The sequence below is a fragment of the Chitinophaga sp. 22308 genome (genome assembly GCF_052045305.1).
Taxonomy (GTDB): domain Bacteria; phylum Bacteroidota; class Bacteroidia; order Chitinophagales; family Chitinophagaceae; genus Chitinophaga; species Chitinophaga varians_A.
The window spans coordinates 70,919-95,094 of record NZ_JBQEOP010000012.1 but is presented as its reverse complement, the minus strand read 5'-3'; the positions used below and the strand labels follow the sequence as shown (position 1 = coordinate 95,094).

Below are 24,176 nucleotides of genomic sequence, written 5' to 3'. Positions count from 1 at the left end.
AAATTCAACAGTGAATGGCGCCTGAATTATCGCCCCTTTCCAACGATGATATCTACTTGTTAACAGGGCTGGCACAGGGTGACGCTATGGTGTTTCGGCTGATATATCAATCCTATGAACGGAAGATATACAACATAGCTTTTTACTATACCGGTTCTGAAGAAGATGCGGAAGACATTGTACAGGACGTGTTTACGTCCCTCTGGCTGCGGCGGGAGAAAATAGAACTAAAAGGGTCACTTGAAAACTATATCACCCGCTGCGCGAAATATACCGCCTTTTTTTATCTCAAAATGAGGCAAAAGAAAAAGCAGGCGACTGAAAACGCTGCTGTGCCCAGGCCACTGGATGGCCCGGAAGAGCATATCCGCTACAAAGACATGCAGGCATATCTTCATAGCCTGCTCGCCTCCCTGTCACATAAAACAAGAGAAATTTTTTACCTCAGCCGCTATAACGGTCTTACCTATCCGGAGATAGCCAACAGGATGGAGATATCTGTCAAAACCGTGGAATATCATGTATCGCTCGCGCTTAGAAAGATAGCTACAGGAAAATTTTAAATTTTTTTTAACCCGGTTTAGGGTATGACCGGTGTTTTATACACTTATATACCGACGGCCTTTTCAAGAATAATGCTATGGCGCCCATAGACAGAGCTCTGCTGGAAAAATATTTTAATGGTGAATGTACTCCTGAAGAGGAAAGCATGGTGTACCGGTGGCTGGATGAGAACGATCTGGACGAATACCCCGATGTGCATAGTGAAAGGAAGTACGACAGGAAACAGCGGAAAGGATGGGAACAGTTGTCCGGCCTTGATGAAGGGCTCCGTGCGTTGACTGCCCCGGGAAGTACCTATGCCTCCCGCGGAAGGTGGTGGGTGGCTGCTGCCATGTTGATTTTTTTAGCAGGAGGAGGCCTGCTGTATTTTAATTATTTCCGCGGTTATGAAAAAGAATATACCACTTCATTCGGCGAAATCAGAAGCTTTCGCCTGGCAGACGGCTCTACGGTAACGCTCAACGCATGTTCTGTATTAAAGGTCAGGCGTGGCTTCGGCCGCCAGCACCGCGACGTGCAGCTACAGGGTGAAGCCTGTTTCGATATTCACGGTCAACCGGGAAAAGCGTTTACCGTGCATACCGGCAAACTAGCTGTCACGGCGCTGGGAACGGCTTTTAACGTCACCGCTTTTACTGAAGATCCACAGACCATTGTATCGCTGGCCAATGGCAAAGTACTGGTAGCTAAAGGGGATGCGCCCGGCGTTATACTGGCACCCGGGGAAGAAGTGGTATACACCGCACAGGAAAACCAGCTCAAAAAAGAGAAATTCGACTTCAGGAAACGGTTCGCCTGGAAACAGATGGTTATTTATTTCGACAATGCCAATATCGACGAAGTCCTCACCAAACTGGAGCGGTTTTATGGAGTACAATTTGATATCAGCCAATTGAAGTCGCGCCAATGGCGGCTTACGGGAGAATACAGTAATCCTGCGTTACAGGAAGTACTGGAAAGCCTGTCTTTTAATTATGACTTTAAATACAGGATGGAAGCAGGAAAAATCATCCTGTCAGAATTTTAAACCCAAATAAACAGATGTAATCACCGCATTTTAAAAATGCCGGTAATCTGACAGGACTACCGGCCTGTTCATGTAAAAATGCGTCATCGTGCGGAAAGTGGAGCCTCCGCGCACAGGCGACGTTTGCTTAAACAAAAACACGTTAAAAGTATGAAAAAAAGATCAACCAGGGTATTACTGTGGTGGGTTAGATGCCTTATTATCTATTTCCTCGCAGAACTGTTAGCATTCAATATCTCGTCCGCGAGAAATGTAAATGCCCAAATGAACCACGTTATCACAGAAAAATTCCAAAACATCTCTGTAAGAAAATTATTCTCTGTTATCAACCAACAAACAGCGGTCACTTTTGTATTCGATGCCAACAGTATCAATCCTGATACGATGGTGCGCATCAACGCCCGCAGCCTGACGGCCAACAATATACTGGACAGCCTCGCAGAGAAGCTGAACTGGTCTTTCAAAAAGTCGGGCAATACCATCACAGTGAAAAGCAATCCACCCAAAGCCGGCGTGCAAAGCAGCGCTCAACGGGCGCCGGCAGACCCGGGCCAGCACAAAGGGGCACAGGCTGTTGCAGACACCTTTCACATCTCCGGTACGGTAAAAGACTCGCTCGGCACCCCGCTGGTAGGAGTAACCGTACAGGTGAAAGACATGCCCGGCGGAACAGTGACGGACAAAAACGGACATTATACCATCGCCGGCGCGCCTCATGCAATCCTGGTCTTTTCCTACATCGGATTCAATCGCCGCGAAACCACCGCAGGCGGCAGCAACCGCCTCGATGTTATGCTGAGCAGCGCCGCCAGTGGATTAAATGAAATCGTGGTGGTAGGATATGGAACAGAGAAAAGAGCCACGCTCGCAGGTTCTATTGCCACCGTCGCAGGAAAGGAAATAAAAGACCAGCCGGTAGCGAATCTCTCTAACGCCCTTGCGGGCAGATTGTCCGGCGTGCGTATCACACAATCCGGCGGTAAGCCGGGCATGGCCTCCGCCATCACCATACGCGCGGCTAGTACCTGGAACAATACTGATCCCCTGTACGTCATCGACGGCGTGGTACGCGATAAATTTGCCTTTGACGCGCTGGACCCCAGTGAAGTGGAGAACATCTCCATCTTAAAAGATGGTGCTTCTGCGGCGGTATACGGCTCCCGCGCGGCCAACGGCGTCATCCTCGTCACCACCCGGCAGGGCAGGGAAGGGAAAACAGCTATCTCGTACAGCGGTTCGGTAGGGGTGGAGAAGCCCATTCATATTCCGGACGTGCAGAATGCCTACCATCAGGCCATGACCATCAACGATGCGCTGCGTATCGACAACATCCCCACCAACGACGCCCGGTACTACTCTCCCGATGAACTGGAATACTTTAAAACACATAACTGGAACTGGATAGATGAGGCCTGGAAAAATCCTGTGACTACCCGGCATTCGCTGTCGGTCAGCGGCGGTTCTGCCAGGGTGCGGTATTTTATGAACGGTACCTACTTCTATGCCACCGGCTCTTTTAATAAACTCGACTTTCGCAAGAACACCCTGCGGGCCAATGTGGAAGCTGATATCACCAGCAACCTCACCGCTTCCCTGAACGTAAGCATGGATGTACGGAATGACCAAAAGCCTTACTGGCGCTACGACAACGATGGCGACAATATGGAAGACCTGTATAAAGCCTTCCTCTTCCGGACACAGACCGTGCCACCATATATCAACGGTAAACTGAACGGCACCTATGTGGAATGGTCGCCACTGGCGATCACAGAAGGCCAGACCGGCTACAACAAAAAGAAATTTACCAATTACAACACCATTGCCACGCTTCGCTATAAAATACCGGCGGTACCGGGCCTTGAACTGAAAGTGATGTTCAATAAATACTCCCGCACCAATTTCATCAAGCAGTTCAGTCTGCCTTATGAACTGTCCGTATTTAAACGCACAGGAGACCATAACCATATTGTCACCGATGAACCGGAGAGCGTGAAAGTGCGCAATGACGGTGAGTTCCTGTATGAATCATATGACAACCAGGAGGCTTATCAGCTGGATGGATATATTTCGTATAACCGTGCCTTCGGTGCTCATAAACTAAGCGCGTTGTTGGTGTACGAACAGGCAGAAAGCAATGGCAACAATTTCAACGGCCAGCGGAACAATTTTGTCTCGCCGTCTATCGATCAGCTGTTTGCCGGCAGCGCCGCCAGCCAGTTTGCCAATGGCAACGGATGGGAAGATGGCCGCGCTTCGTATATCGGCAGGCTCAATTACAACTACGCCGACAAATATATCCTGGAGGGAGCTTTCCGGTATGATGGCTCTGTGAAGTTCTCGCCTTCGAAACGTTGGGGCTTCTTCCCTTCTTTTTCCGCCGTATGGCGTATTTCAGAAGAGCCTTTCTTTAAAGACAATGTATCGTTTGTCAACGATCTTAAATTGAGGAGCACCATCGCGTTGATTGGGAATGATGCCGTTGGCGGCTGGCAGTGGATGCAACGGTACAATGTGGCCAACGGCGCTGTTTTCAGTGGTATTACCAGCGGTGTCACGCCCGGCTCTTTGTCGAACCCGGATATTACCTGGGAGAAGTCGGTATCGTGGAATGGCGGGCTGGACGCTTATCTGCTGCAAGGCAAACTGAATTTTTCCGCCGATGTGTTCCGTACCCATACCTATGACATCCTGGGCGCGCGGCAACAGAGCGTGCCCTCCACTTTTGGCGCCACGCTCCCTGCAGAAAACTATGGGGTGATCAATGCAAGGGGGTTTGAACTGTCAGCACGGTATAACGCCGCAGTGAATAATCATTTCAACTACTATGTGTCCGCCAATTTCGGATATGCCACCAACGAAGTGAAGGTGCAGGACGAACCGGCCAATCAACGTGCCTATAAGTCCGTTGTCGGTTACAACATGAACCGTATCTGGGGATATGAAGCCACCGGTATTATCCGTACGCAGGCAGACCTCGATGCATTGCCTGCCGGTTATACCATCTTCGGTCAGAAACCGGAGCTGGGCATGCTTAATTACCGGGACATCCGCGGCGCGGTAGATGGTAAGCCGGATGGAAAAATCGATGACAACGATGCGCAATACATCGCTAACTACAGCACCCCTCCCGTGAATTATGGCATAGCCCTGGGATGCACCTGGAAAGGGCTGGGGCTGGACCTGGTTTTCCAGGGACTGGCAGGCAGTAAAATAATGATCGACGCCCGCAATGCGCAGGCCAGAACCGAAGAAACAAATTTTGCTTACTGGAACGATCACTGGACACCTGAAAATCCCAATGCCGCACTGCCCCGGGTGGCCAGAAATGTAGCCGGTGAGGCTTCGTCCTTCTGGTTGCGGAACGGCTCCTTTTTACGGTTAAAAAATGTAAACCTGTCGTATGATCTGCCGCGGTCTTTAATGAAAAAATACGGCCTCGCCGGCGTACGCCTGTTCTTCTCCGGCACCAACCTGTTGCTGCTGGAAGACCATGTGAAGGTCAGAGACCCGGAAGCGGCCAGCATGCGCTCTTATCCGCTGATGAAGAACTACACCTTCGGCCTGAACATTACCTTATAACGTGAAAAGCAAAATAGTTATGAAATTCGGATATACTACGATATGCGCCTTGTTCTTGCTGGCTTGTTTCACCGGCTGCAGTAAGGTATTGGACAAAAAAGACCTGAGCGCTGTCAATGAGTCGGACATATGGAAAGACAACAAGTTGGCCACTGCTTATGTGAACCGCCTGTATGAAGATAACCTTCCCGGCTGGAACACCTCAGATGCCGGTACTTCAGATGAAGCGCCGGGAGGTGATGCCGTGATGTACGGTCAGCTGACCATCACTTCTTTCGACCTATGGCCCTTTGATAAGATCAGGAACATTAACATCCTCCTGAAAAATATTGATGGAGGCACCCTGCCTGCCGCAACGAGGGACCTGTTAAAGGGACAGGCGTTCTTTTTCAGGGCGTGGCGTTATTTCCAGATGGTGCGATTGTACGGAGGCGTACCGCTGATTCTCGAACCACAGCAGGTTACAGACAACCTGGCGGTGGCGAGGAATAAAACATCGGCCTGTATTGACCAGATGGTGGCAGACCTGGACAATGCCGCGAAGCTGTTGCCTCCGTCGTGGACAGGCAGCGACATCGGGAGGATCACCCAGGGGGCCGCGCTGGCCTTGAAAGGAAGGATATTGCTGTACTATGCAAGCCCGCAATTCAATCCGGCCAATGACCCGGCAAGATGGCAAAAAGCCTATGACGCGAACAAGTCGGCCAGAGAAGTGCTGGAAGCCGCAGGGGCGGGGCTGTACGATAAATTTGCCAACATATGGCTGGATGAAATGAACAAAGAGGTCGTTTTCGTAAACCGGTATTCCTACCCTGATAAGGTAAATGACTGGAATGCCGCTACCCGTCCGCTGAGTGAAGCGCAAAACAGTACCGGCGCCAATCATCCTACCCTTGAAATGGTCAATGCTTTCCCCATGAAGAATGGCCTGTCCGTCACAGATCCGGCTGCAGGCTATGATGCCGTACATTACTGGCGAAACAGGGACCCGCGCTTTGCGGCCACCATCGCCTACAATGGATGTCCCTGGGAGCTGAGCGGAAAAGCGGGGAGAAGGCAATGGAACTATGTAGGCGCGGAAACACAATACCTGTCGGAAACAGGGTTTTATTGCAAGAAAGCGGTAGACGTCAGTTATTCGAAGTTCTTTACCTACAACAGCAGTACCGACTGGGTGGAAATACGTTTCGCCGAAGTGCTGATGAACCTCGCGGAGTGTGCCAACGAAACAGGTAAAACCAGCGAGGCGTACGAGATACTGAAGCTCATCCGCAAACGGGCCGGCATAGAGGCCGGCGGGGACAACCTGTACGGCATGAAAGCCGGTATGACTGCGGAATCCATGAGAGACGCCATCCGGCTGGAAAGAAAAATAGAATTTGCCTATGAAGGGAAGCGCTACTGGGACCTGAGACGATGGAAACTGTTTGAACAGGAACTGAATGGAAAAGTAAGACATGGCCTCGTCATCACGTTATTGATACCACAGAATGAATTCAACAAAATACAGGACACCGTCAACCTTGATATCAGCTACGACAAGTACTTCAAAGATTCGCTGGTGGCGGTGGACAAGGTATTTAAAATAGACTTTAAACCTAACTACTATTTTTATCCCATCAACACCAAGCACCTGGAGTTGAATGGCAATCTTAAACAAACAAACGGATGGGATGGAGGTGCTTTTGATCCCCTGCAATAATTTTATGAAGATGAGATGGTTTTTTCTGATCTGTATGTTTTCCGGCCTTTTGGCGCAGGCACAGTCTGTGCCCTTACAATGGGAACCTGTAGCGCCGGGCGTCTGGAAGGCAACCGTAGGGCAGCCTGACAAGGTGGATTTACTGACGACGGCAGGTGGCAGTCCCCGGAAAGAGGCGCTGCAAAAGCTCGGAGAGGCGCCCTTTCCGCTGCCCCAGGCCGAGTGTAGCGCCGAAATAAAAGAAGGAAAGGTGTACCTGCGTTTTCCTTTGCAGGAGGAGGAACAATTGTTTGGACTGGGCCTGCAATTTAAAACGGTGAACCGCAGAGGGCAGATATTGAACCTGCATATGGACCACTACCAGGGGCGCGACGATGGCCGTTCACATGCGCCGGTGCCCTTTTATGTTTCCAGCAGTGGTTATGGCGTGCTGATAAACAGTGCCCGTTATATCACCGTATATGCCGGCACTGCCGTACGGGTCAACAGCCAGCATCCGCCGAGGGTATATGACCGGAACACGGAGCCTGACTGGAGCGCGCAGCCTTATTCCGATGCCGTGGAAATGTTGGTGCCGGCGGCTGGCACAGAGATATATGTTTTTGCCGGTAAAAATTCGATGGAAGCAGTACAACGGTATAACCTGTTCAATGGCGGCGGCGTGCTTCCTCCCAAGTGGGGCCTCGGCTTTACGCACCGTATGCCCACCCTCTCTACCGCAGCCCAGGTGAAAGCGGAAGCGACAGCGTTTAATGAACACGGTTTCCCGCTGGATTTCATCGGGCTGGAACCGGGTTGGCAAACAAAATCCTATCCTTGCACTTTCGAATGGGACAAGTCAAGGTTCCCCGATCCGGCTGCTTTTGTAAAAGAGATGCAGGCCAGAGGCATCCGGTTAAACTTATGGCTGAATCCTTATTTATCGCCGGCTTCCTCTTTGTATAGTGCCGCGAAGCCCTTGTCCGGTTCTCATACCGTATGGAACGGCCTCGTACCGGACCTTACTTTACCGGCTGCGCAACAGCTGTACAAAAATCTCTTCAAAACGCAGCACGTGGACATCGGTGTCTCCGGATACAAAATCGATGAAGTGGATGGCGTGGACAGCTGGTTGTGGCCGGACGTGGCCACATTCCCCTCCGGAACAACAGCCGAACAAATGCGGCAGGTATACGGAGTAATGATGCAGCGGCTTACCACCGGGTGGTTCAGAGAAAAAGGCGTACGGACATACGGACTGGTACGCGCCTCTAACGCCGGAGCATCCTCCTTTCCCTATGTGATCTACAACGACTATTACAACCATCGCGATTTTATCACCGCATTGTGTAACAGCAGTTTTATCGGAGTACTCTGGACGCCGGAGGTAAGAGCCTCCAAAACAGCAGAGGAGTGGTTGAGACGTATGCAGTCCGCCTGCTTTTCTCCCATGGCCATGCTTAATGCATGGGCTGATGGCACCAAGCCCTGGAGTTTCCCTGAAGTGGAGAAACAGGTAAAAGACGTGGCATTACTGAGAATGCAGTTGTTCCCCTACCTCTACACTGTTTTCTCCCAATACTACCTGGAAGGTAAACCTCCGGTGAGGGCGATGAACCTGGTGGAGGGCTTCTCTTTTCAGCACCAGTCTCAGAAAGCCGCACTCGACGGAACCGAGAACCCTTACCGGATGGCATTGCGGGAAGATGTAAAAGACCAGTTTATGCTGGGAGATGATCTGTTGGTAGCACCTATGTTCACAGGGCAGACCACCAGGAAGGTGATACTGCCACAGGGTAAATGGTACGACTTCTACACCGGTGAATACGTTGGGAACGGTAATATTATCGAAGCAACACCGGGGCTGGATAAAATACCGCTGTATGTAAGAGACGGTGGCATTATTCCGATGATACCGCCGGTAACGCACACGCCGGCGCCTGATGAGCAGCTGCCGCTGGAAATCCGCCATTACGGCGAGGCGGAAAGTACCGCTGTGCTGTATGACGACGACGGACAATCGTACGACTACCAGCAAGGTAAGTATATGCAATACCGGCTGTCCGCAAAAAAGGACAAACATGCCAAATGGCAGGGGCAGGTAGTGATAGAAAACAAGCAAGGACTAAAGGTGGCCTACAAAAATATCAAATGGCGGTTTATGCTGCCTGAAAGCTCCGGCAGATAAACCAGTTGCTAAAAAGAACACTAAAGGGAGAGCTGCATGTTGCAACATGCAGCTCTCCCTTTATCTTTGGAACTGGAGCTTTGTATGTATTTTGTAAATTTATTTATTATGTGAGGAATCCAAATAATTTTACTAAATTCGACCACTCAATATAACCATGTAACCCTTAACCATTTTTTTTCACCCTCAATTACCATTTACTATGGAATCCAAGACCTCCCAAACAACGGCCCAGTCTTATGGTGGCCAACAACCCGCAGATGCAAAAGTGGCAGTACAGCTGTGCTCATTGACACTCGATACGAATATTGTCAATGACATTGGTACGCTCATGCCTGGTTGGAAAATAGTCTGGAACGGTAAGCCGACTATTGACGACAACTACGCATTTGTTGCGTTTAACGCTTCCGAAAAAAAGTATGCGCTGGTCATCCGTGGCTCAGTTGTCGACAAGTTTAGTGACTGGAACACTTTCGCAAACTGGATACTGGAAGACCTGAATGCGATTGTCATGCTGCACTGGCCCTATGCGCCCACTACCCAAAAGCCCCTGATTGCCGCAGGAGCCTATATTGCCTTCACCAACCTGCTCCTCATGGAAGATGCGCTGGGATCTGGTAAAAACGTTGGCGAATATCTCCTTACCCATGCGACAGGCGCGGGTAATAGCCTTATTATTGCCGGGCATAGCCTCGGAGGGAATATAGCCAATGTATATGCCTCCTATTTTGTGCAGATGCTGATAAACAGAAATATTTCCACCTCCAATATTTCGCTTTTCACGTTTGCTGCCCCGGCTGCCGGCAATGCTGATTTTGCATTGGACCTGGACAACAAACTGACTACAGCATGGCATTACGAGAACCAAAATGATATGGTGCCGAAATTCCCTGTTGTTACCGGGCTTGTGTATACCAGCAATACATTCGCGCCTAAAACACCGGATGCAAATAAGATTACGGTTACCCTAAATGCTAAAACAATCACTCTTAACGGCCCGAATACAACACTGCATGACGTTTATATGGCGATTGCAGGCATATTCGCGAAGAATGGCTACGTACAGCCAATAAAGAATAACTATATCATCTTCCCGACGGACCTGAACCCTAAACTTACAGAGAACAGCATCAAAGACTGGCTTGGCCAAGTGGCTCCTCAGCATGGGCTGGATTACTATGCTGCCTTCCTGGGTGCCAAGCTTCCGGTAATACAAAGTAAGCGGGTAACAGCAGAAGCGGTTATCTAAACAGATTGTCCTAACATATCAAAATAAAAAAGAGGTTGTCTCAACAGTAATTATATTACTTTGGGCAGCCTCTTTATGTATTGTTAACATCCGTGAAAAACTGGTTAACTTCTAACTATACCGCCTATACGGGTTGTCGTAATATTGCCTCGCATTCGGAAACGGTTACAACTAAATGATGTTGTCCGGGCCATGCCAGCAATATATTTAAGACAATCATTCTCAAATAACCATGAACAACGGAAACAGCTCTTCGTAAAAGAGCACAGCCCCTTTCTCAGGAATATATAAGGTAGCATTCATCATATCAGGTCTAAGCCTGTATGGTCTTTCCCATGTCAAATAATTTCACATTGTCAGTAGATGTCATCGGGATGAAGGATTTGTTTTATTTATTATTTAAACATCAGAAGAATGAAAAAGCAAACATTCAAAAAGTTGAACCTGCGCAAAGTAGAGATTGCAAGCTTAAGTCCTGAAGGTCAGAGAAACCTGTGGGGTGGTACCGGCCCTGGTCCTGCCGGCGCTCCTACCGGCGGTGGGTATACAATTCCGGGTGCTCCGGTCCCTTTGCCCGGATCTCCCTGCGCGGCTACCAACGGTTATCCCTGTCAAATTACCAATGGCAATGTCGGTCCTTGTTGTCCTATTTGATCCACAACCGTGGAATTAACCCGCAAGCAAGTAACACTCCCCTGGAGTGTTGCTTGCTTCTTTGTTTTAATGATTAAACCGAAAATATATGAAACCCGGATTCCATACTATAGCACATCATTATGCCACTAATCTGGTGATTTACTTTCTGGGATTGCACGATATTCATATGGGACGTTTAGCAGTAAGGACTGCGTTGTATGAGAAAGAAACATTCCCGGAAATAGCTATACAGGACATCAGCAGCCAGTTACAGGAATGGGGCGTCCGCCATGAGCTGAAATCAGCTCCCTGTAATATCACAACGGCTGTTATTTTCCCAACCATGGCTGTTGTCCGGATACAGGAACAGGAGGTGTTGGCCATTATAGAAAGGGTTGACGGCCAACAGGTGTACCTGGAATATTTTTCGGCAGATGCCACCACTTATGCTATCAGTGAATTAACTGTACTACATTACCTGGACGTCCGGGAGATTATTGTAGACAAAACATTTTGTGAAGCACGTGCGCGGGAAGATGTATCTAAACAGGAAGCATACACGGACACCATTTTTGCGGTGGAAGATTTTTTGTCTGAAGAGGAATGTACTTATATGATTGATTATTGTGAGCAGCATAACCTGTTCAGCAGAAGTATGACCGGGACGGCGGACGGCACCAGCGAGGTAACAGGAAACAGGACCAGCTATTCGGCATTTATCACCACCTGCCGGCAGGATACCTTGTTTAAGGACATCATAGAACGGGCCGCCGATCTGATGGAAGTAGATACGACCCGCGTAGAAGATCTGCAGTGTGTGCGTTATGGAAAAGGGCAGTTGTACAAACCACATTTTGACTCTTTTGAAACGGGCCTGAAACGTAAGGCTACGCTATTGGTTTACCTGAACGATGATTACGAAGGAGGGGAAACGATATTCCCCGAAATAGGATTTAGTATAAGCCCTAAGAAAGGTATGGCTCTGGCCTTTGTCAACCTGGATGAACAAAACAACGATCTGATCTATTCGCTGCACGGAGGTGCACCAGTAACAGCCGGTGTCAAGTTTGCATGTAATATATGGATTCACTTGTGATAAAAGCTATCTAACAAAAAACCTTCAGAATCCTGAAGGTTTTTTTGTTAGATGTTAATGTACATAATAAAAGGCTTTGCCTGGTCATTACCATCCGTGCGGACATGCAACCGTGAAAGGTCCGGTAGCGCATGTAGGAGGGCCGGCAGGAACGGCGGTCCTGGAAGTAGGGCTGGTAATGGGGCCGGTTGGGCTGCCCGTCGGGCTGCCGGCGGGGCTGCCGGGAGCGGTAGGGGTAGCGTTACCTCCCAGCATTAATTGCGCTCGGTCGTCGCTTAGCTGAGCAATCTTGATCATTTTGAGGCTTAATTTTTTTACAGTCGTCTTTTTCATGGTAATGATGTTAAACTGTCGGGCGGATAAAGGGTTTACAAGAATTTTTGCATGGCTTGTATCTGGCGTCATGCGGATGCAAATATCCTGTGTTTAGGATGGATGCATTTGATAGAAATTAGCTGATGCTGTACAGATTTTAGCCGACATGTGTTGAGAAAAAACAGGTTGTTATTTTTGTTTATTGCAACTATTGTTCACGCGCGAGGTTCTTGGATTCCTGCCTGGAAAGGTCATTAGACGAATGGCATCGGCTTTGGGAGCATGAATGCAGCGTTGTTCCAAAAGATAGAGGAACTGACGTTATATATTGTCAGCTGAATAAAACGAATGAAGCACTGGAAAAACGGGTAGTGGAAATAGAGAAGGAGAAAAGGAGCGCGCTATAAAATCCATCCTGCTCTCTTCCTCCATGCATTCATCTCCGCTTTCCTTTTGTCAAAATCTTTGGGTGGGGTCTGGTTTTCAGCCTTCACCCGTTTTCTTATCAATGCTGTCTGCGCTTCCAGCGTGTTAAGGCCAATGGATGTACGCCGTTCATTTACTTTGGCCAGATCATCGAAAGGATTGGGAGATAATTTTCCTTGCTCGTCCCAGTCAAACTGGGTGCCGTAAAGTTGCGGCGATCCTTCCAGTACAGCGATCCGGTCTGCCAGGTATGCTAAATTGACCGGGTCTGCATTGCCGTCATGGACGGCCTGTTGCAACAGGTCCCGGCATTTTCTCATAAAGGCAGGTTGACCGATAGCATGCTGGATGACCAGCCAGGCGGCTTCACTGGCTTCCTTACCCACCTTGTCGATGGTCGGATAGCCGATGGCGTCGATGATATCGTTTAATATCGCTGCATTCGTATTATGCAATTCCTCCATGGCCCTGTCGTATCCCTGGGAGAGCCTGCCCTCTTTTATGAGCATATCTCTCAGTTGCAGGTCTTTTCTTTTCAGATCGATGATTTTATCGGCAATTGCGCTCATATTGATAGTAATAGGATAAATTTAAATATTAGCAGGCATAATCCTTACTTTTAAGCTGATAACTTCATTAGTCCATGAATGCAATGCTGTCTGGTGTCGATGTATTGTTGGCTGATGCTCCGCATTGGAAAACCAGCCGTATCGGCCTGGTGACTAACCATGCTGCCTGCACGGCGGATTTCCAGCCTGCGCGACAGGCCTTGCTGGCAGCGGGTTTTAATATTACCCGGTTGTTTTCTCCGGAACATGGTTTGGACACCATCGGGGTGGACGGTGCAGCAATGAAAGACGGGACCGATCCGTTGACAGGCCTGCCGGTGACAAGTCTGTACGGCGGCAAGTTAGCGCCTGATGAACAAGACCTGGCGGAGGTGGACCTGGTACTGTTTGATATCCCGGATATCGGCTGCCGTTTTTATACTTATCTGTGGACGATGACCCATGTCATGGAAGCCTGTGCGCTTCATGGGAAGCACCTGGTGATCGCCGACCGGCCCAATCCTTTGTCCGGCCGGCTGGACCTCGCTGAGGGACCATTGCTGGACGAACGCCACTGCAGCAGCTTCATCGGAAGGTGGAACATGCCGCTCAGGCACAGCTGTACGCTGGGCGAACTGGCGCTGTATTTCAAGGCAACAGCCGGCAGCAGTATATTACGGACAAATGCATTCCGAATGGAGGTGGTCCGTTGCGCCAACTGGCAACGGACAATGTTCTACCCCCAATGGCGGCATTCTTTTGTGCCTACATCCCCTGCCATACCCTGTTTTGAATCCGCATTGCTATACCCGGGCCTGGGCCTGCTGGAGGCGACCAACATCAGCGAAGGAAGAGGCACAGCGACCCCGTTTCGCATCGCGGGAGCGCCCTGGATGGATGGCGCCGGCGTTGCAGCGCGGATAAATATGGAGCATCCTGGCGGCGTTTATGCCCGGCCGGTAACATTTAAGCCCACAGAAGGAAAATATGCCGGGCAAAAGTGCGATGGGGTTATGCTTCATGTACAGGACCCGGCGGTTTTCAGGCCGGTCCGCTATGGATGGCTGCTGATCTGTATCATTAAAAAACTTCATCCCGGCTTTTTTGCGTGGGCTTCCTATCCCACCTATGTCAATCACACCGGCGCCCGGCATCTTGATCTGCTGACCGGGGTGCAGGAGGCAGAATCTTTAGTAGCGGTAACAGGTGATAACATCGATGACATCAGCCGCTATACCGGCGCCGGAGACTGGCCAGCATGGGTTGCCCCGTATTTATTGTATTAGCCTTTACCGCCACGGGAAATTTTATCTTGTTACAGTTAAAATGGTGTATTCTTCAAAGAAAGCGCTAAATTTAGATGCAGGACATGCATATGTCTGATTGATCTGTTTGCCCTCGGACCATCTTTAGCGAAAAACTACCTTTATGTTGCTTAGTAACAAGCACTTCACCCCGGTTATAGGCCTGGATATACACATTGTTATTCTCCTGGGCTTTCCCATTCCTTTACCGCATCCTTATATCGGACTGGTAGTGGACCCCATGGACTATGTGCCGTTTATTGGCGCCACCACTAAAGTGAACCATGTGCCGCGCGGTAAAAGCGACACTAGTGGTAAAATTATTATCCTCTTTCATATCCCCATGGGCGGGCCTTTCCTGCTGGCGCCCATGATAGGGCACGATTCCGTGAATTTTTTCGGCAGTAAAAAAGTGAAAGTGGAGGGAAACCTGATGAGCCCTTCGGGCCATATGCTGATGACCTGTAACGACATCGGTATCCCGCTTTCCCTACAGCCCGGAAAAAAATTCATCCCTATCCCCAGCCTCTACCTGCCTACTTCCTTTTCTATCCCGCTTTCCTTCGGGAAACCGGTGATGGTCGGCGGTCCTTACGTACCCGATTGGGCTGGCGTACTGCTGAACCTCATTATGTCGTATGGTTTTGGGGCGATGATGAAAGGACTGGGCAAAGCCGGTAAAAAGGCCATGACCCGGTTGAACAAGGCATTAAAGAAAAAGCTGGGCAGTAATAAACTGAGCAAGTTCCTCTGTAAGAAGGGATTTGAGCCGGTTGACCTGGTGCAGGGCATCGTCATATACGATGGAACAGACTTCGAACTGCCAGGCCCGGTCGCCCTTAAATGGGAACGCTCCTGGAACAGTGACAGTGACTTCGAAGGACTGCTGGGACATGGCACCCATATGAGCTATGATATGCGGGTAGTGGAGCTGGAGGAAGAGGCGGCCACGGTGGTAGTATTGGGAGATGGCCGCTGCGCGGTATTTGACCAGTTATCGTATAGCGGTGAAAGTGATTACAACCGGCATGAAAGAATGACCCTCACCCGCACCGCCACCGATGAATTTGAACTGTTCGACTACGCGCAGAGACTGACCTACACTTTCCGTAAACAGCCGGGAGAACAGCAGTTCCGCCTGATCACCATTACCAACGAAGCAGGTTTCTTTATCAGCCTGCATTATGCTAATAACTGCCTGCTGCGTATTATCGACAGCGCCGGCCGGCACCTGCATATTGACAGCGACAATGCCGGCAGGATCACCCGGGTGACAGTAAGGCATCGTGGCGAACAGAAAGTCCTGGTAAATTACGCTTACAATGATGCCGGCGACCTGGTGGAAATTACGGACGCCCTGTCACAGTCCGTTCGCATCCAATACCGTCAGCACCTGATGGTATCCAAAACAGACCGTAACGGACAAACTTTTTACTGGGAATACGACAAGGAAAACCGCTGCACCCACACCTGGGGAGACGGCGGCCTGCTGGAAGGACGGATCGCATATTATCCCCAGCACGGACATAACCTCGTGACCAATTCGCTGGGCCATACCACAACCTACTACTATACCCCGGATTTTGTAGTAGAGCAGATCAAAGATCCTGTTGGCAGTTCCACTTTCTTCTCTTACACAGAACATTTCGAAGTATACCGGATCACAGATCCGGAAGGTAACGTTACCGGCTACACTTACGATGAACATGGCAACCAGACCAGCATCATACAACCAGACGGTTCCGAATATACTTTTGTGTATGATCCTGAGCACAGGCTTATCCTGTCCGGCGATCCGGAAGGCGCTACCCGCACTTTTATCTACTATAGGGAGAGCGGGCTTTTACATACGCTGACGGAGGCGGATGGCCGCATACAGATTTTCAGGTATAATGACCGGCACCTGCTTTCCATGGTGGAAAATGAGCAGGAAGATAAAACCTGGCTCACCTATGATGCCGATTACAATCTGCATACGCTTACCCTGCCCGACGGCGGTAAAGCGGTATGGGAGTACGATGCCTGGGGACAATGTACCAATAGCGTTAATCCGTTGGGACAGGAGCAGCTTTTCCGTTATGATGTATTGGGACGCATCACAGATGTGAAGCTGCCGGACGGCAACCGCGTAGAACTGCAATACAACGCCTATGAGGACGTAGTAAGCGTCAAAGACAAACATCAGCAGGTACGGTTTGGATATACCGCCCTCGGCAGCCTGAAAACGAGAGAAGAGAATGGCACCAAAATACATTTCACCTACAATACGGAAGAGCAGTTAACACGGCTGGTAAACGAACATGGCGAAAGTTATTCCTTCCAGCGGAACAGGCGCGGGGATGTGGTCTCTGAAACAGGATTTGACGGCCTTACCCGCCATTATGAACGCGACAGTGCCGGTAAAGTCATAAAGATACAACGGCCGGGCCAGCGCTGGACGACCTATGAATACGACTATAACGGCCGCATCATCCGGTCGGCCTACAGCGACGGCACCTGGGAAACGTATAACTATAACCGTAACGGCCTGCTGACAGAAGCAGAGAATGAACATAGTACCATCAGGCTGGCGCGTGATGTGGCAGGCAGGATTACGCAGGAGTGGCAGAACGGACATGCCGTTACCCGCAGCTATGACAGGAACGGACAGTGTAAAACAATACAAAGCAGCATAGGCGCTGATATCAGGCTGCATCGTAATAACCTCGGAGAGGTAACAACGATGGAGGCCTCCGCAGCAAAGGGAGAAGACGCCTGGACCGCCCACATACAACGTAACGCATTCGGGCTCGAAATAGAACGTACGTTGCCCGGTGGCATAAAAAGCACATGGACGTACGACAGCGGCGCCATGCCGGCATCGCATATCGTGCAAAGCGGTTCCCGCACCACCCGCAACAGGCAATACCATTGGGATGCCAACCAACGCCTGAAACAAATTGTCAATGGCCTCAGCAAAGGAACAGCGAAATTTGGGTATGATGATCTTGGCAACCTGGCGTGGGGTCAATATGAAGATGGACAATACGATTACCGCCTGCCCGACAAAACAGGCAATCTGCATAAGACCCAGATACGGAAAGACCGTAAATATGGCGCGGGCGGCAGGTTGCAGGAATCTGAAAATACCAGGTTCATCTATGATGAAGAAGGTAATCTGTCGAAGAAAATCGTGAATACGGCCCCGGCAGGCACCGGAGTATGGGAATACGAATGGTATGGCAATGGGATGCTGAAACAGGTGACGCGCCCGGACCGTCAGACACTCACCTTTCAATACGATGCGTTAGGCAGAAGGAACAGCAAAAAGTACAAAGGAGAGATAACACGGTTCGTCTGGAACGGGAACACGCCATTGCATGAATGGAGTTATCCGGCAGCAGATATCCCCACGATGACGATCGACGAGGCGGGAAATATACAACAGAGCCACCCGGAGCCCATCCCATCTGAAACCCTTGTTACCTGGGTGTTTGAAGAAGGAAGGCAGGCGCCGGCCGCCAAAATCGTCCGGGGAAAACAGTATTCCATTATCGCTGATTACCTGGGCACGCCCACCGAGGCATATGATGAAACCGGCCAGCAGGTGTGGTCCTGTGAGTTGGATATTTATGGGAAGGTGCGTAAATTGAGCGGGGACAAGGCTTTTGTTCCCTTCCGGTACCAGGGGCAATATGAGGATGCAGAGACAGGCCTGTATTACAACCGCTTCAGGTACTACAGCCCGGAAGAAGGCTGTTATATCAGCCAGGACCCGATTGGGCTGGCCGGCGGTATCAGGCCTTATGGATACGTGGACGATCCCCTTAGCTGGGTAGACCCGGCAGGGTTGGCTGCCATACCCAGTCTGGCTGACCTCAAATATGCTGCACAGCATACGCTCGATTTCTCCACCGCCAAAGACGGCGCGGTGTTTTGGTCTGGTAATAACACCCACACCAATATGCTGGCCGCTCAGCAATGGGCCGCCGCCAATGGCAAAACAACGCTGGAACAGACGGTCGGCGGACAGTATCTGAACGACCTTGATCTGTTTGGGCCACACAGTACGTTAACAGGCCAGGAAGCCGCAGAAGTGTGGGACATCGCCTCTAAAAGATTTGCGGAAGATGCGTCCGGCGATGTACATGTATTTTCAACGAATGCCAAAAAGATAAATAAATGGGGAAACCTGAGAACATGGTGGCGCATCGAACTGCCGGCATTGTTGAAGAATACAAAAGTTAACAATATCTTCAGGATGAAAAAAGATGGCACCAAATCCAAGACAGGACATGTCAAGTGCCGGTAATAAGTATAAAAACATTCGTTATGAACAAGGACGCATTAGCGCAAATACAACAACTGAAATCGGATGTTAACGGTGTACACCGGTTTGTGGATGGTGAAAATAAATATGGCCTGTTGATTATCGCCAGGGGAGAGCTGTTGTTTTTTCAGGAGAATGACAAGGCGTTGATATGTGATGTGTCGGCAAGATATGCGCTGATAAACCCTGCTACCATCAAAAAGTGGGACAATGGCGATAAAATTTCCGACGCCGAACGCGAAGAGATCGTGCAGAAAATTATCCTCTATTATAAAAAAGCCTACCGGGACGATTTAAAGATTTTTAAGGAATGAGGCAGCACAGAATATGTTTATTTATCGGTCTTATCTTAATGGCGGCTTCAGGATATAAACTGAAGCAATCTGTTGATTTCATCCGAAGCAGCGAACAGGTGAGGGGTACGGTCACATCGCTGGTAAAAGATAATGACGATACCTATTCCCCGGTTTTTACAATAGACACTAAAACGGACGGACAGATCGTTTATCACCATCTGGCAGGGAGCAGTCCGTCTGCATGGGATGTGGGAGAAGAGGCGGATTTTCTGTACAAAGAGGGCAATCCGGATTCCATTACCATGATGAGCTATTTCTGGCTGTTCGGCTGGTCCATCGTTTTAATGGCCATTGCCCTTCCGTTGTTGATTCTCAGTGCCGGTTATTTTCTTCTCAGGCCGTTACTCACTATTTAATGCAAAGCAGATGGTCATATATCTCATTGTGGTAATCATTGGCGCTTTATTGTTCATGAGTGCTGTAGCGGGGCTGAAAAGTAAACTGGCTTTTGTGAAAAACGGAGAACGCGCTACGGGCACCATTGTACGGGTCGATGAAAAAACAGACGAAGACGGCACTTACTATTACCCTGTTTTTGACATCCCTTCCGCCAAACATGGCATAATGACGTACAGCCATTCCACAGGACGTTCCACTCCTGTCTGGCAGGTAGGGGATACGGCTGTATTCATTTTCATGCCGGGCAAACCGGACACCGTACGGTTTCTTAAATACACGGAGATTTTCTGGGGGCCGATGTTGCTGCTGGCGACTGCAGCCGATCTTTTATTGATTGGCGGAGGCTATTTCCTGATACGTGGCCTCTTTGGCTTTTAGTAGTATGCTACTGTGCTCCCTTTGTAAGCAGATTGTCCCCCCATTTTTCCATCATGTCCACCAGGGGGAGCAGTGACTCGCCCAGCTCGGTCAGAAAGTATTCCACTTTCGGCGGCAGTTCCGGATAGATTATTTTTCTGACAACACCATGTTGTTCCAGTTCTTTTAACTGCAGGCTTAACACACGCTTGCTGGCGGCAGGGTTTTGCCGGGCCAGCTCGCTGGGCCGGTGTATGCCCTTATGGATCGCATTAATTAAACAGGGTTTCCATTTCCCCCCGATAATCTCCAGTGTCATGCCAATACCACAACTCAGGTCTTTTGGATTTTTCTTTTCGTACATCTTTTTACCCTTATGACTGCAAATTTAGGGGATATGTCCCGAAACGGGCATAGGGGCAAAATTTTCACTATGACAATATTTTTGCCCTTATTTTTTGCGCTGTGACACGGCGATACCTTTGTTCTACTAAATATCAGACAGATGGAATTATTAACGTTGTCCAACAAGGACAAAGCAGAGGCGATCCAAAACAGTATCGAAACAGCTACACTGGAAGAAACCGGATTAATACACCCGGTGTCATACAAACAGCATAATCCCCACGTGGCGACCGGCCTCCGGGCCATCCTCGGACTGCATGAACAGATGCCGATGGAAAAAGTATATACCAATGTGGTGCGCAAGTTCCAGGATGGCGATATCGGGTTTGTACATGTGGATTATTACCTGTTCGGACCTACAGTGGCTTTCGATATTCACCGTTTTGAAGAAGGGGTAAGCGTAGAGCATTGGGACAATCTCCAGGCAAATCCCTTAAAACGCAATAAGAGCGGAAGGACCATGACAGACGGTAAAACCAAGGCGACAGACCACCACAAAACGGCATCCAACAAAGCGCTTGCCCGGAATTTTGTGCAGGAAGTGCTGATCGAAGGCAATGCCGAACGCCTGTCCGCCTACTTTAAGGGGGACGAGCTTATTCAACATAATCCGCATATGGGAGATGGCGTCAGTGAATTTTTTCGGGTGCTGGAGCAATGGAAAAGAGAAGAGCGGCCACAGGTATACCATACCATACACCGCGTACTGGGAGAAGGAAATTTTGTATTGGTACTGAGTGAAGGATACCTGCATGGCCTACATTCCGCTTTTTATGACTTGTACCGGATAGAGAACGACCGGATCGTTGAACACTGGGATGTTGTTGAGGAAATACCGCCAATGGATAAACGAAAAAACGACAATGGTAAATTCTAAAACTGCCTAAAGGATTGTCCGTCCGTTAGCCTGGTCTTCATCGATGTCGGATTTTTGCAGGTAACGCATCTTCCTGCTTTCGTTGCAGTACCTGACAGAGCCGGATTGAACATACTTGAAATAAAGCACGGCGCGCGGACAGGTTGCGGCTAAACGGTTACAGGCTTCTTCCATCCTGGCTTCATAGTCATAGAATAACCGGATGCTTTTGTTGATGGCTTCTTCTTCACTACAATGATCGGCCCTGCGGACCACATAGACCAGGTTGGTATAATCCGAGATTTCTGCTTTGTGGGCGTTTAAGTTATAGAGGTCCAGCAGAATGCCGATACACATGCTGGAGTACTCAAATATTTCCGCAAATTCCGGGCTATAAAACATGGACATCTCCAGGTCGTCCTGCGTGTCATACAACAGCGAAAATATTACCCACATGGCGACATTAAAATGCCGGTAGCTCAGGTACTCCTGTACGCCTATGACTTTCTTGTGTGCTTCTGTAATGCGCAGCTGTATAACAGCATTCAGGTACCTTTTTACTTCATTCCTGAATAGATTTTTCGCGTCCTCCTGCCAGTCGGTACGTGCACAAAATTCAGTCACCGGAGCAAACAGTTTATCTCCGTTGGGTATTCCTTGCAGCGCGGCGGTATATCTGTCGCTGATTTGTTGAATGTGGTCCAGATCTATGGAATTATCGAAATACAGGTCATCTATCAGGGCCCAGTAGGCAAAGTATCTGCTGATGGCCTTGAGCTTTTGGGTATCTCCCAACGGGTAGATATATATGCAATACAGTGCGCCGGCAGCCATATAGTCTCCGTATTGCGCCGTGTTCCGGTTTAAGATATGAAAAGCATCTGTTTGAAAGAAGTTTTTGATGTCAGTGGTTATCTCCTCCATTTGTGGATGCGTCATAACGGGAAAACGGGAAATTAGCAATGGGATTTTCATATGGGTCGAACATTTATGATGGTTAAAATGAGGAACATGTCACATTAGGATAGCGAATTTAATAGTTCGGGACTGTTATTGGATTGCAGTGGGCCGCGCGTTAAAGCAGGCTGTGCTGAGGACGATTTTCATAAAACACCAATGGCCGGTACACCCCGGCCGTTGGTGTTTTTATAGTTACCATTATCAGGCAAGTGGGGTGCTTTACCTGATTTCCCGCCTGATCCGGCTGAGCGATTGCGGCGTAATTTGTAAATACGAGGCAATGAATTGCTGTGGCACCTGCAGGGCAAGATCTGGATAACGTTTCAGGAACTCGAGGTACTTTGTTTTGGCATCGCCGAAGTTCAGGAAATCGTTGTCTTTTATTTTAGTCAGCAGCGCGGCTTCTGAAACTGTTTTGACGAAGATGTACAGGTTAGGTATTTCAAGGCTCAACTTCTCGATGGTGGATTTGCGGATGGCATAAACCATTGTGTCTACCACGGCCTGTATTGGATTGGGAGAGGGTTTTAAGGAATAATAACTTTCCAGGTCGGCGAGAAACTGTTTTTCCCTGGCGAAGTATTTCGTCACCTCGTCACCGTCGGGCGTCACCGTATACAGCCGCAGGATACCGCTTTCCACGAAGGCGATTTCATGGGCGATATCACCTTCCTTCTGAAAGTGTTCCCCCGATTTTAGCAGCTTCTTTCGGAACTGACGGGAAAAATATTCAATATCCTTTGGTGAGAGGATACCGCCAAATGCCAGAGATGAAGTGAGTTTGTCCATCTATTTTACGATTCCTGTTTCAAAGATACTTTTTGCGCATGACAATACTGCCTCCTGCGTGGATACCGGTTGCCATTGCAGTTCCCGTCTGGCTTTGGCGGCATCTACCTGCCTTTTGACACCAAGGTCCAAAAGGATAGGAGCCAGCGTGGCGTCGAATTTTGCCAACAGCCTGACCAGAAAATTGGGCATCTCCCTGGATGGGAGCTTCCTTCCCGGGTAGGATTTTTTCAATATCTGCGCGATGTCTTTCATCATCAGAAACCCGGCAGAGGCCAGGTAGCGGTTATGCGCCGCCTCCGGTATTTCCATGGCAAGGACAAGCGCATCGGCGGCGGAGCGCACGTCCACTATTTCAAATCCTATTTTGGGAAGGGCGGGCATGCTGCCGTCCAGCATCTTGATAACGATATTGGCGGAAGTGCCAAAATCCTTCTCTAGCACTGGTCCCAGGATGGCGCCGGGTAAAACGGTCACGAGTTCCAGGCCCGACTGGTCTTCCCGGATAAAGTCCCACGCTGCCTTTTCTGCTATCGCTTTACTTTTAAAGTAGGGGGTGAGATCTTTGGTATTGTTGACGTTGCTCCAGTCGGCTTCGGTATACACTTTCCCCAGCTGTTGCGGTGTTTTGCCATGTGTAACGGCTGCGCTGGACGAGGTCAGTACTACCCGTTTTACCTTGTTGATGGCTGCCGCTGTCAGAATGTTTAACACGCCTTCTCTGGCGGGGACAATGATGTCGTCCTCATGTCCGGGCAACTCCCGGGGAAAAGGGGAGGCCACATGCTGTACAAAATCGATACCTTTTGTCAGCTCAAACCATTGGAATTTATCCTGCAGGTCGGCCTGTGCAAACGTTAAACGGTGAATATGAGCGGTATGCCGGGCGATCACTTCCCTGATGGCCGCCGCGCGGTCCATATCCCGGAGGGTGCCTGTCACCTGGTATCCTTTTTCCAGCAGCCGGATAGCGGTATGAGAGCCCAGAAAGCCGGTCACGCCGGTTAGTAAAACACGTTGGCTGTTCATGATTTTAATTTTAAACAAAATTGATACGGCCACGTCAACCGGCAATTACCATTTGGTAAGAAATTTCATCGGATGCTTATATTTTCGCTGCGATGTTAATGCA

General features: G+C 49.4%; 20 protein-coding genes. 14 read left to right on the top strand and 6 right to left on the bottom strand.

Annotated elements, in window-relative coordinates; all coding sequences use genetic code 11:
- Positions 1 to 14: 14 nt before the first annotated feature.
- The 8 genes from ACTJJS_RS32990 (at position 15) to ACTJJS_RS32955 (ending at position 12,020) form a co-directional block, all read left to right on the top strand.
- Positions 15 to 563, top strand: coding sequence for an RNA polymerase sigma-70 factor (locus tag ACTJJS_RS32990; protein ID WP_168873085.1), 549 nt, complete (start codon positions 15 to 17; stop codon positions 561 to 563).
- A 77-nt stretch (positions 564 to 640) separates the two neighbouring features.
- Positions 641 to 1,591 carry a FecR family protein gene (locus ACTJJS_RS32985; RefSeq protein ID WP_440668250.1) on the top strand — a complete coding sequence of 317 codons (951 nt, stop codon included), beginning with the start codon at positions 641 to 643 and terminating at the stop codon, positions 1,589 to 1,591.
- A 150-nt stretch (positions 1,592 to 1,741) separates the two neighbouring features.
- Complete coding sequence (locus ACTJJS_RS32980) at positions 1,742 to 5,170, top strand: TonB-dependent receptor (protein ID WP_440668248.1); 3,429 nt, start codon at positions 1,742 to 1,744, stop codon at positions 5,168 to 5,170.
- 19 nt (positions 5,171 to 5,189) lie between these two features.
- Positions 5,190 to 6,872, top strand: coding sequence for a RagB/SusD family nutrient uptake outer membrane protein (locus tag ACTJJS_RS32975; RefSeq protein ID WP_440668246.1), 1,683 nt, complete (start codon positions 5,190 to 5,192; stop codon positions 6,870 to 6,872).
- Between the two features lie 10 nt (positions 6,873 to 6,882).
- Positions 6,883 to 9,039 carry a TIM-barrel domain-containing protein gene (locus ACTJJS_RS32970; RefSeq protein WP_440668244.1) on the top strand — a complete coding sequence of 719 codons (2,157 nt, stop codon included), beginning with the start codon at positions 6,883 to 6,885 and terminating at the stop codon, positions 9,037 to 9,039.
- Positions 9,040 to 9,241: 202 nt separating this feature from the next.
- Positions 9,242 to 10,288 carry a lipase family protein gene (locus ACTJJS_RS32965; protein ID WP_440668243.1) on the top strand — a complete coding sequence of 349 codons (1,047 nt, stop codon included), beginning with the start codon at positions 9,242 to 9,244 and terminating at the stop codon, positions 10,286 to 10,288.
- Between the two features lie 414 nt (positions 10,289 to 10,702).
- Entirely contained in the window at positions 10,703 to 10,942 is a 240-nt protein-coding gene (locus ACTJJS_RS32960) for a class I lanthipeptide (protein ID WP_168873091.1), read from the top strand.
- A gap of 88 nt (positions 10,943 to 11,030) precedes the next feature.
- The gene (locus ACTJJS_RS32955; protein ID WP_440668241.1) at positions 11,031 to 12,020 is read left to right on the top strand and encodes a prolyl hydroxylase family protein; all 990 of its coding nucleotides are present in this window, start codon (positions 11,031 to 11,033) and stop codon (positions 12,018 to 12,020) included.
- Positions 12,021 to 12,107: 87 nt separating this feature from the next.
- Here the strand turns inward: ACTJJS_RS32955 and ACTJJS_RS32950 are convergent, their stop codons facing one another.
- Positions 12,108 to 12,353 (bottom strand): hypothetical protein, encoded by a 246-nt coding sequence (locus ACTJJS_RS32950; protein WP_168873093.1) that lies wholly within the window; start codon positions 12,351 to 12,353, stop codon positions 12,108 to 12,110.
- 383 nt (positions 12,354 to 12,736) lie between these two features.
- Entirely contained in the window at positions 12,737 to 13,330 is a 594-nt protein-coding gene (locus ACTJJS_RS32945) for a DUF6624 domain-containing protein (protein WP_440668240.1), read from the bottom strand.
- Between the two features lie 74 nt (positions 13,331 to 13,404).
- Between ACTJJS_RS32945 and ACTJJS_RS32940 the strand changes: the two genes are divergently transcribed.
- From ACTJJS_RS32940 to ACTJJS_RS32920, 5 genes are all read left to right on the top strand, one after another.
- Positions 13,405 to 14,595 (top strand): exo-beta-N-acetylmuramidase NamZ family protein, encoded by a 1,191-nt coding sequence (locus ACTJJS_RS32940; protein ID WP_440668238.1) that lies wholly within the window; start codon positions 13,405 to 13,407, stop codon positions 14,593 to 14,595.
- 142 nt (positions 14,596 to 14,737) lie between these two features.
- Positions 14,738 to 18,904 (top strand): RHS repeat-associated core domain-containing protein, encoded by a 4,167-nt coding sequence (locus ACTJJS_RS32935; RefSeq protein WP_440668236.1) that lies wholly within the window; start codon positions 14,738 to 14,740, stop codon positions 18,902 to 18,904.
- Positions 18,905 to 18,924: 20 nt separating this feature from the next.
- Complete coding sequence (locus tag ACTJJS_RS32930; RefSeq protein WP_168873099.1) at positions 18,925 to 19,236, top strand: hypothetical protein; 312 nt, start codon at positions 18,925 to 18,927, stop codon at positions 19,234 to 19,236.
- Positions 19,237 to 19,274: 38 nt separating this feature from the next.
- Positions 19,275 to 19,634, top strand: a complete 360-nt coding sequence (locus tag ACTJJS_RS32925; protein WP_440668234.1) for a hypothetical protein — start codon at positions 19,275 to 19,277, stop codon at positions 19,632 to 19,634.
- Between the two features lie 10 nt (positions 19,635 to 19,644).
- Positions 19,645 to 20,055: a DUF3592 domain-containing protein gene (locus tag ACTJJS_RS32920; RefSeq protein ID WP_168873101.1), complete on the top strand. Its 411-nt coding sequence runs from the start codon at positions 19,645 to 19,647 to the stop codon at positions 20,053 to 20,055.
- 7 nt (positions 20,056 to 20,062) lie between these two features.
- Here the strand turns inward: ACTJJS_RS32920 and ACTJJS_RS32915 are convergent, their stop codons facing one another.
- On the bottom strand, positions 20,063 to 20,398 hold the full coding sequence (locus ACTJJS_RS32915; RefSeq protein WP_440668232.1) for a winged helix-turn-helix transcriptional regulator: 336 nt from the start codon (positions 20,396 to 20,398) through the stop codon (positions 20,063 to 20,065).
- 141 nt (positions 20,399 to 20,539) lie between these two features.
- Here ACTJJS_RS32915 and ACTJJS_RS32910 point away from each other — a divergent pair, with 141 nt between their 5' ends.
- Complete coding sequence (locus tag ACTJJS_RS32910; RefSeq protein ID WP_440668230.1) at positions 20,540 to 21,316, top strand: nuclear transport factor 2 family protein; 777 nt, start codon at positions 20,540 to 20,542, stop codon at positions 21,314 to 21,316.
- Between the two features lie 6 nt (positions 21,317 to 21,322).
- Here ACTJJS_RS32910 and ACTJJS_RS32905 read toward each other — a convergent pair whose 3' ends face one another.
- The 3 genes from ACTJJS_RS32905 to ACTJJS_RS32895 all read right to left on the bottom strand — a co-directional run bounded on the left by ACTJJS_RS32905 (position 21,323) and on the right by ACTJJS_RS32895 (position 24,073).
- Positions 21,323 to 22,234: a terpene synthase family protein gene (locus tag ACTJJS_RS32905; RefSeq protein ID WP_440668229.1), complete on the bottom strand. Its 912-nt coding sequence runs from the start codon at positions 22,232 to 22,234 to the stop codon at positions 21,323 to 21,325.
- A 240-nt stretch (positions 22,235 to 22,474) separates the two neighbouring features.
- Entirely contained in the window at positions 22,475 to 23,044 is a 570-nt protein-coding gene (locus ACTJJS_RS32900; protein ID WP_440668227.1) for a Crp/Fnr family transcriptional regulator, read from the bottom strand.
- The gene (locus ACTJJS_RS32895) at positions 23,045 to 24,073 is read right to left on the bottom strand and encodes an SDR family oxidoreductase (protein ID WP_440668225.1); all 1,029 of its coding nucleotides are present in this window, start codon (positions 24,071 to 24,073) and stop codon (positions 23,045 to 23,047) included.
- Positions 24,074 to 24,176: the final 103 nt, after the last annotated feature.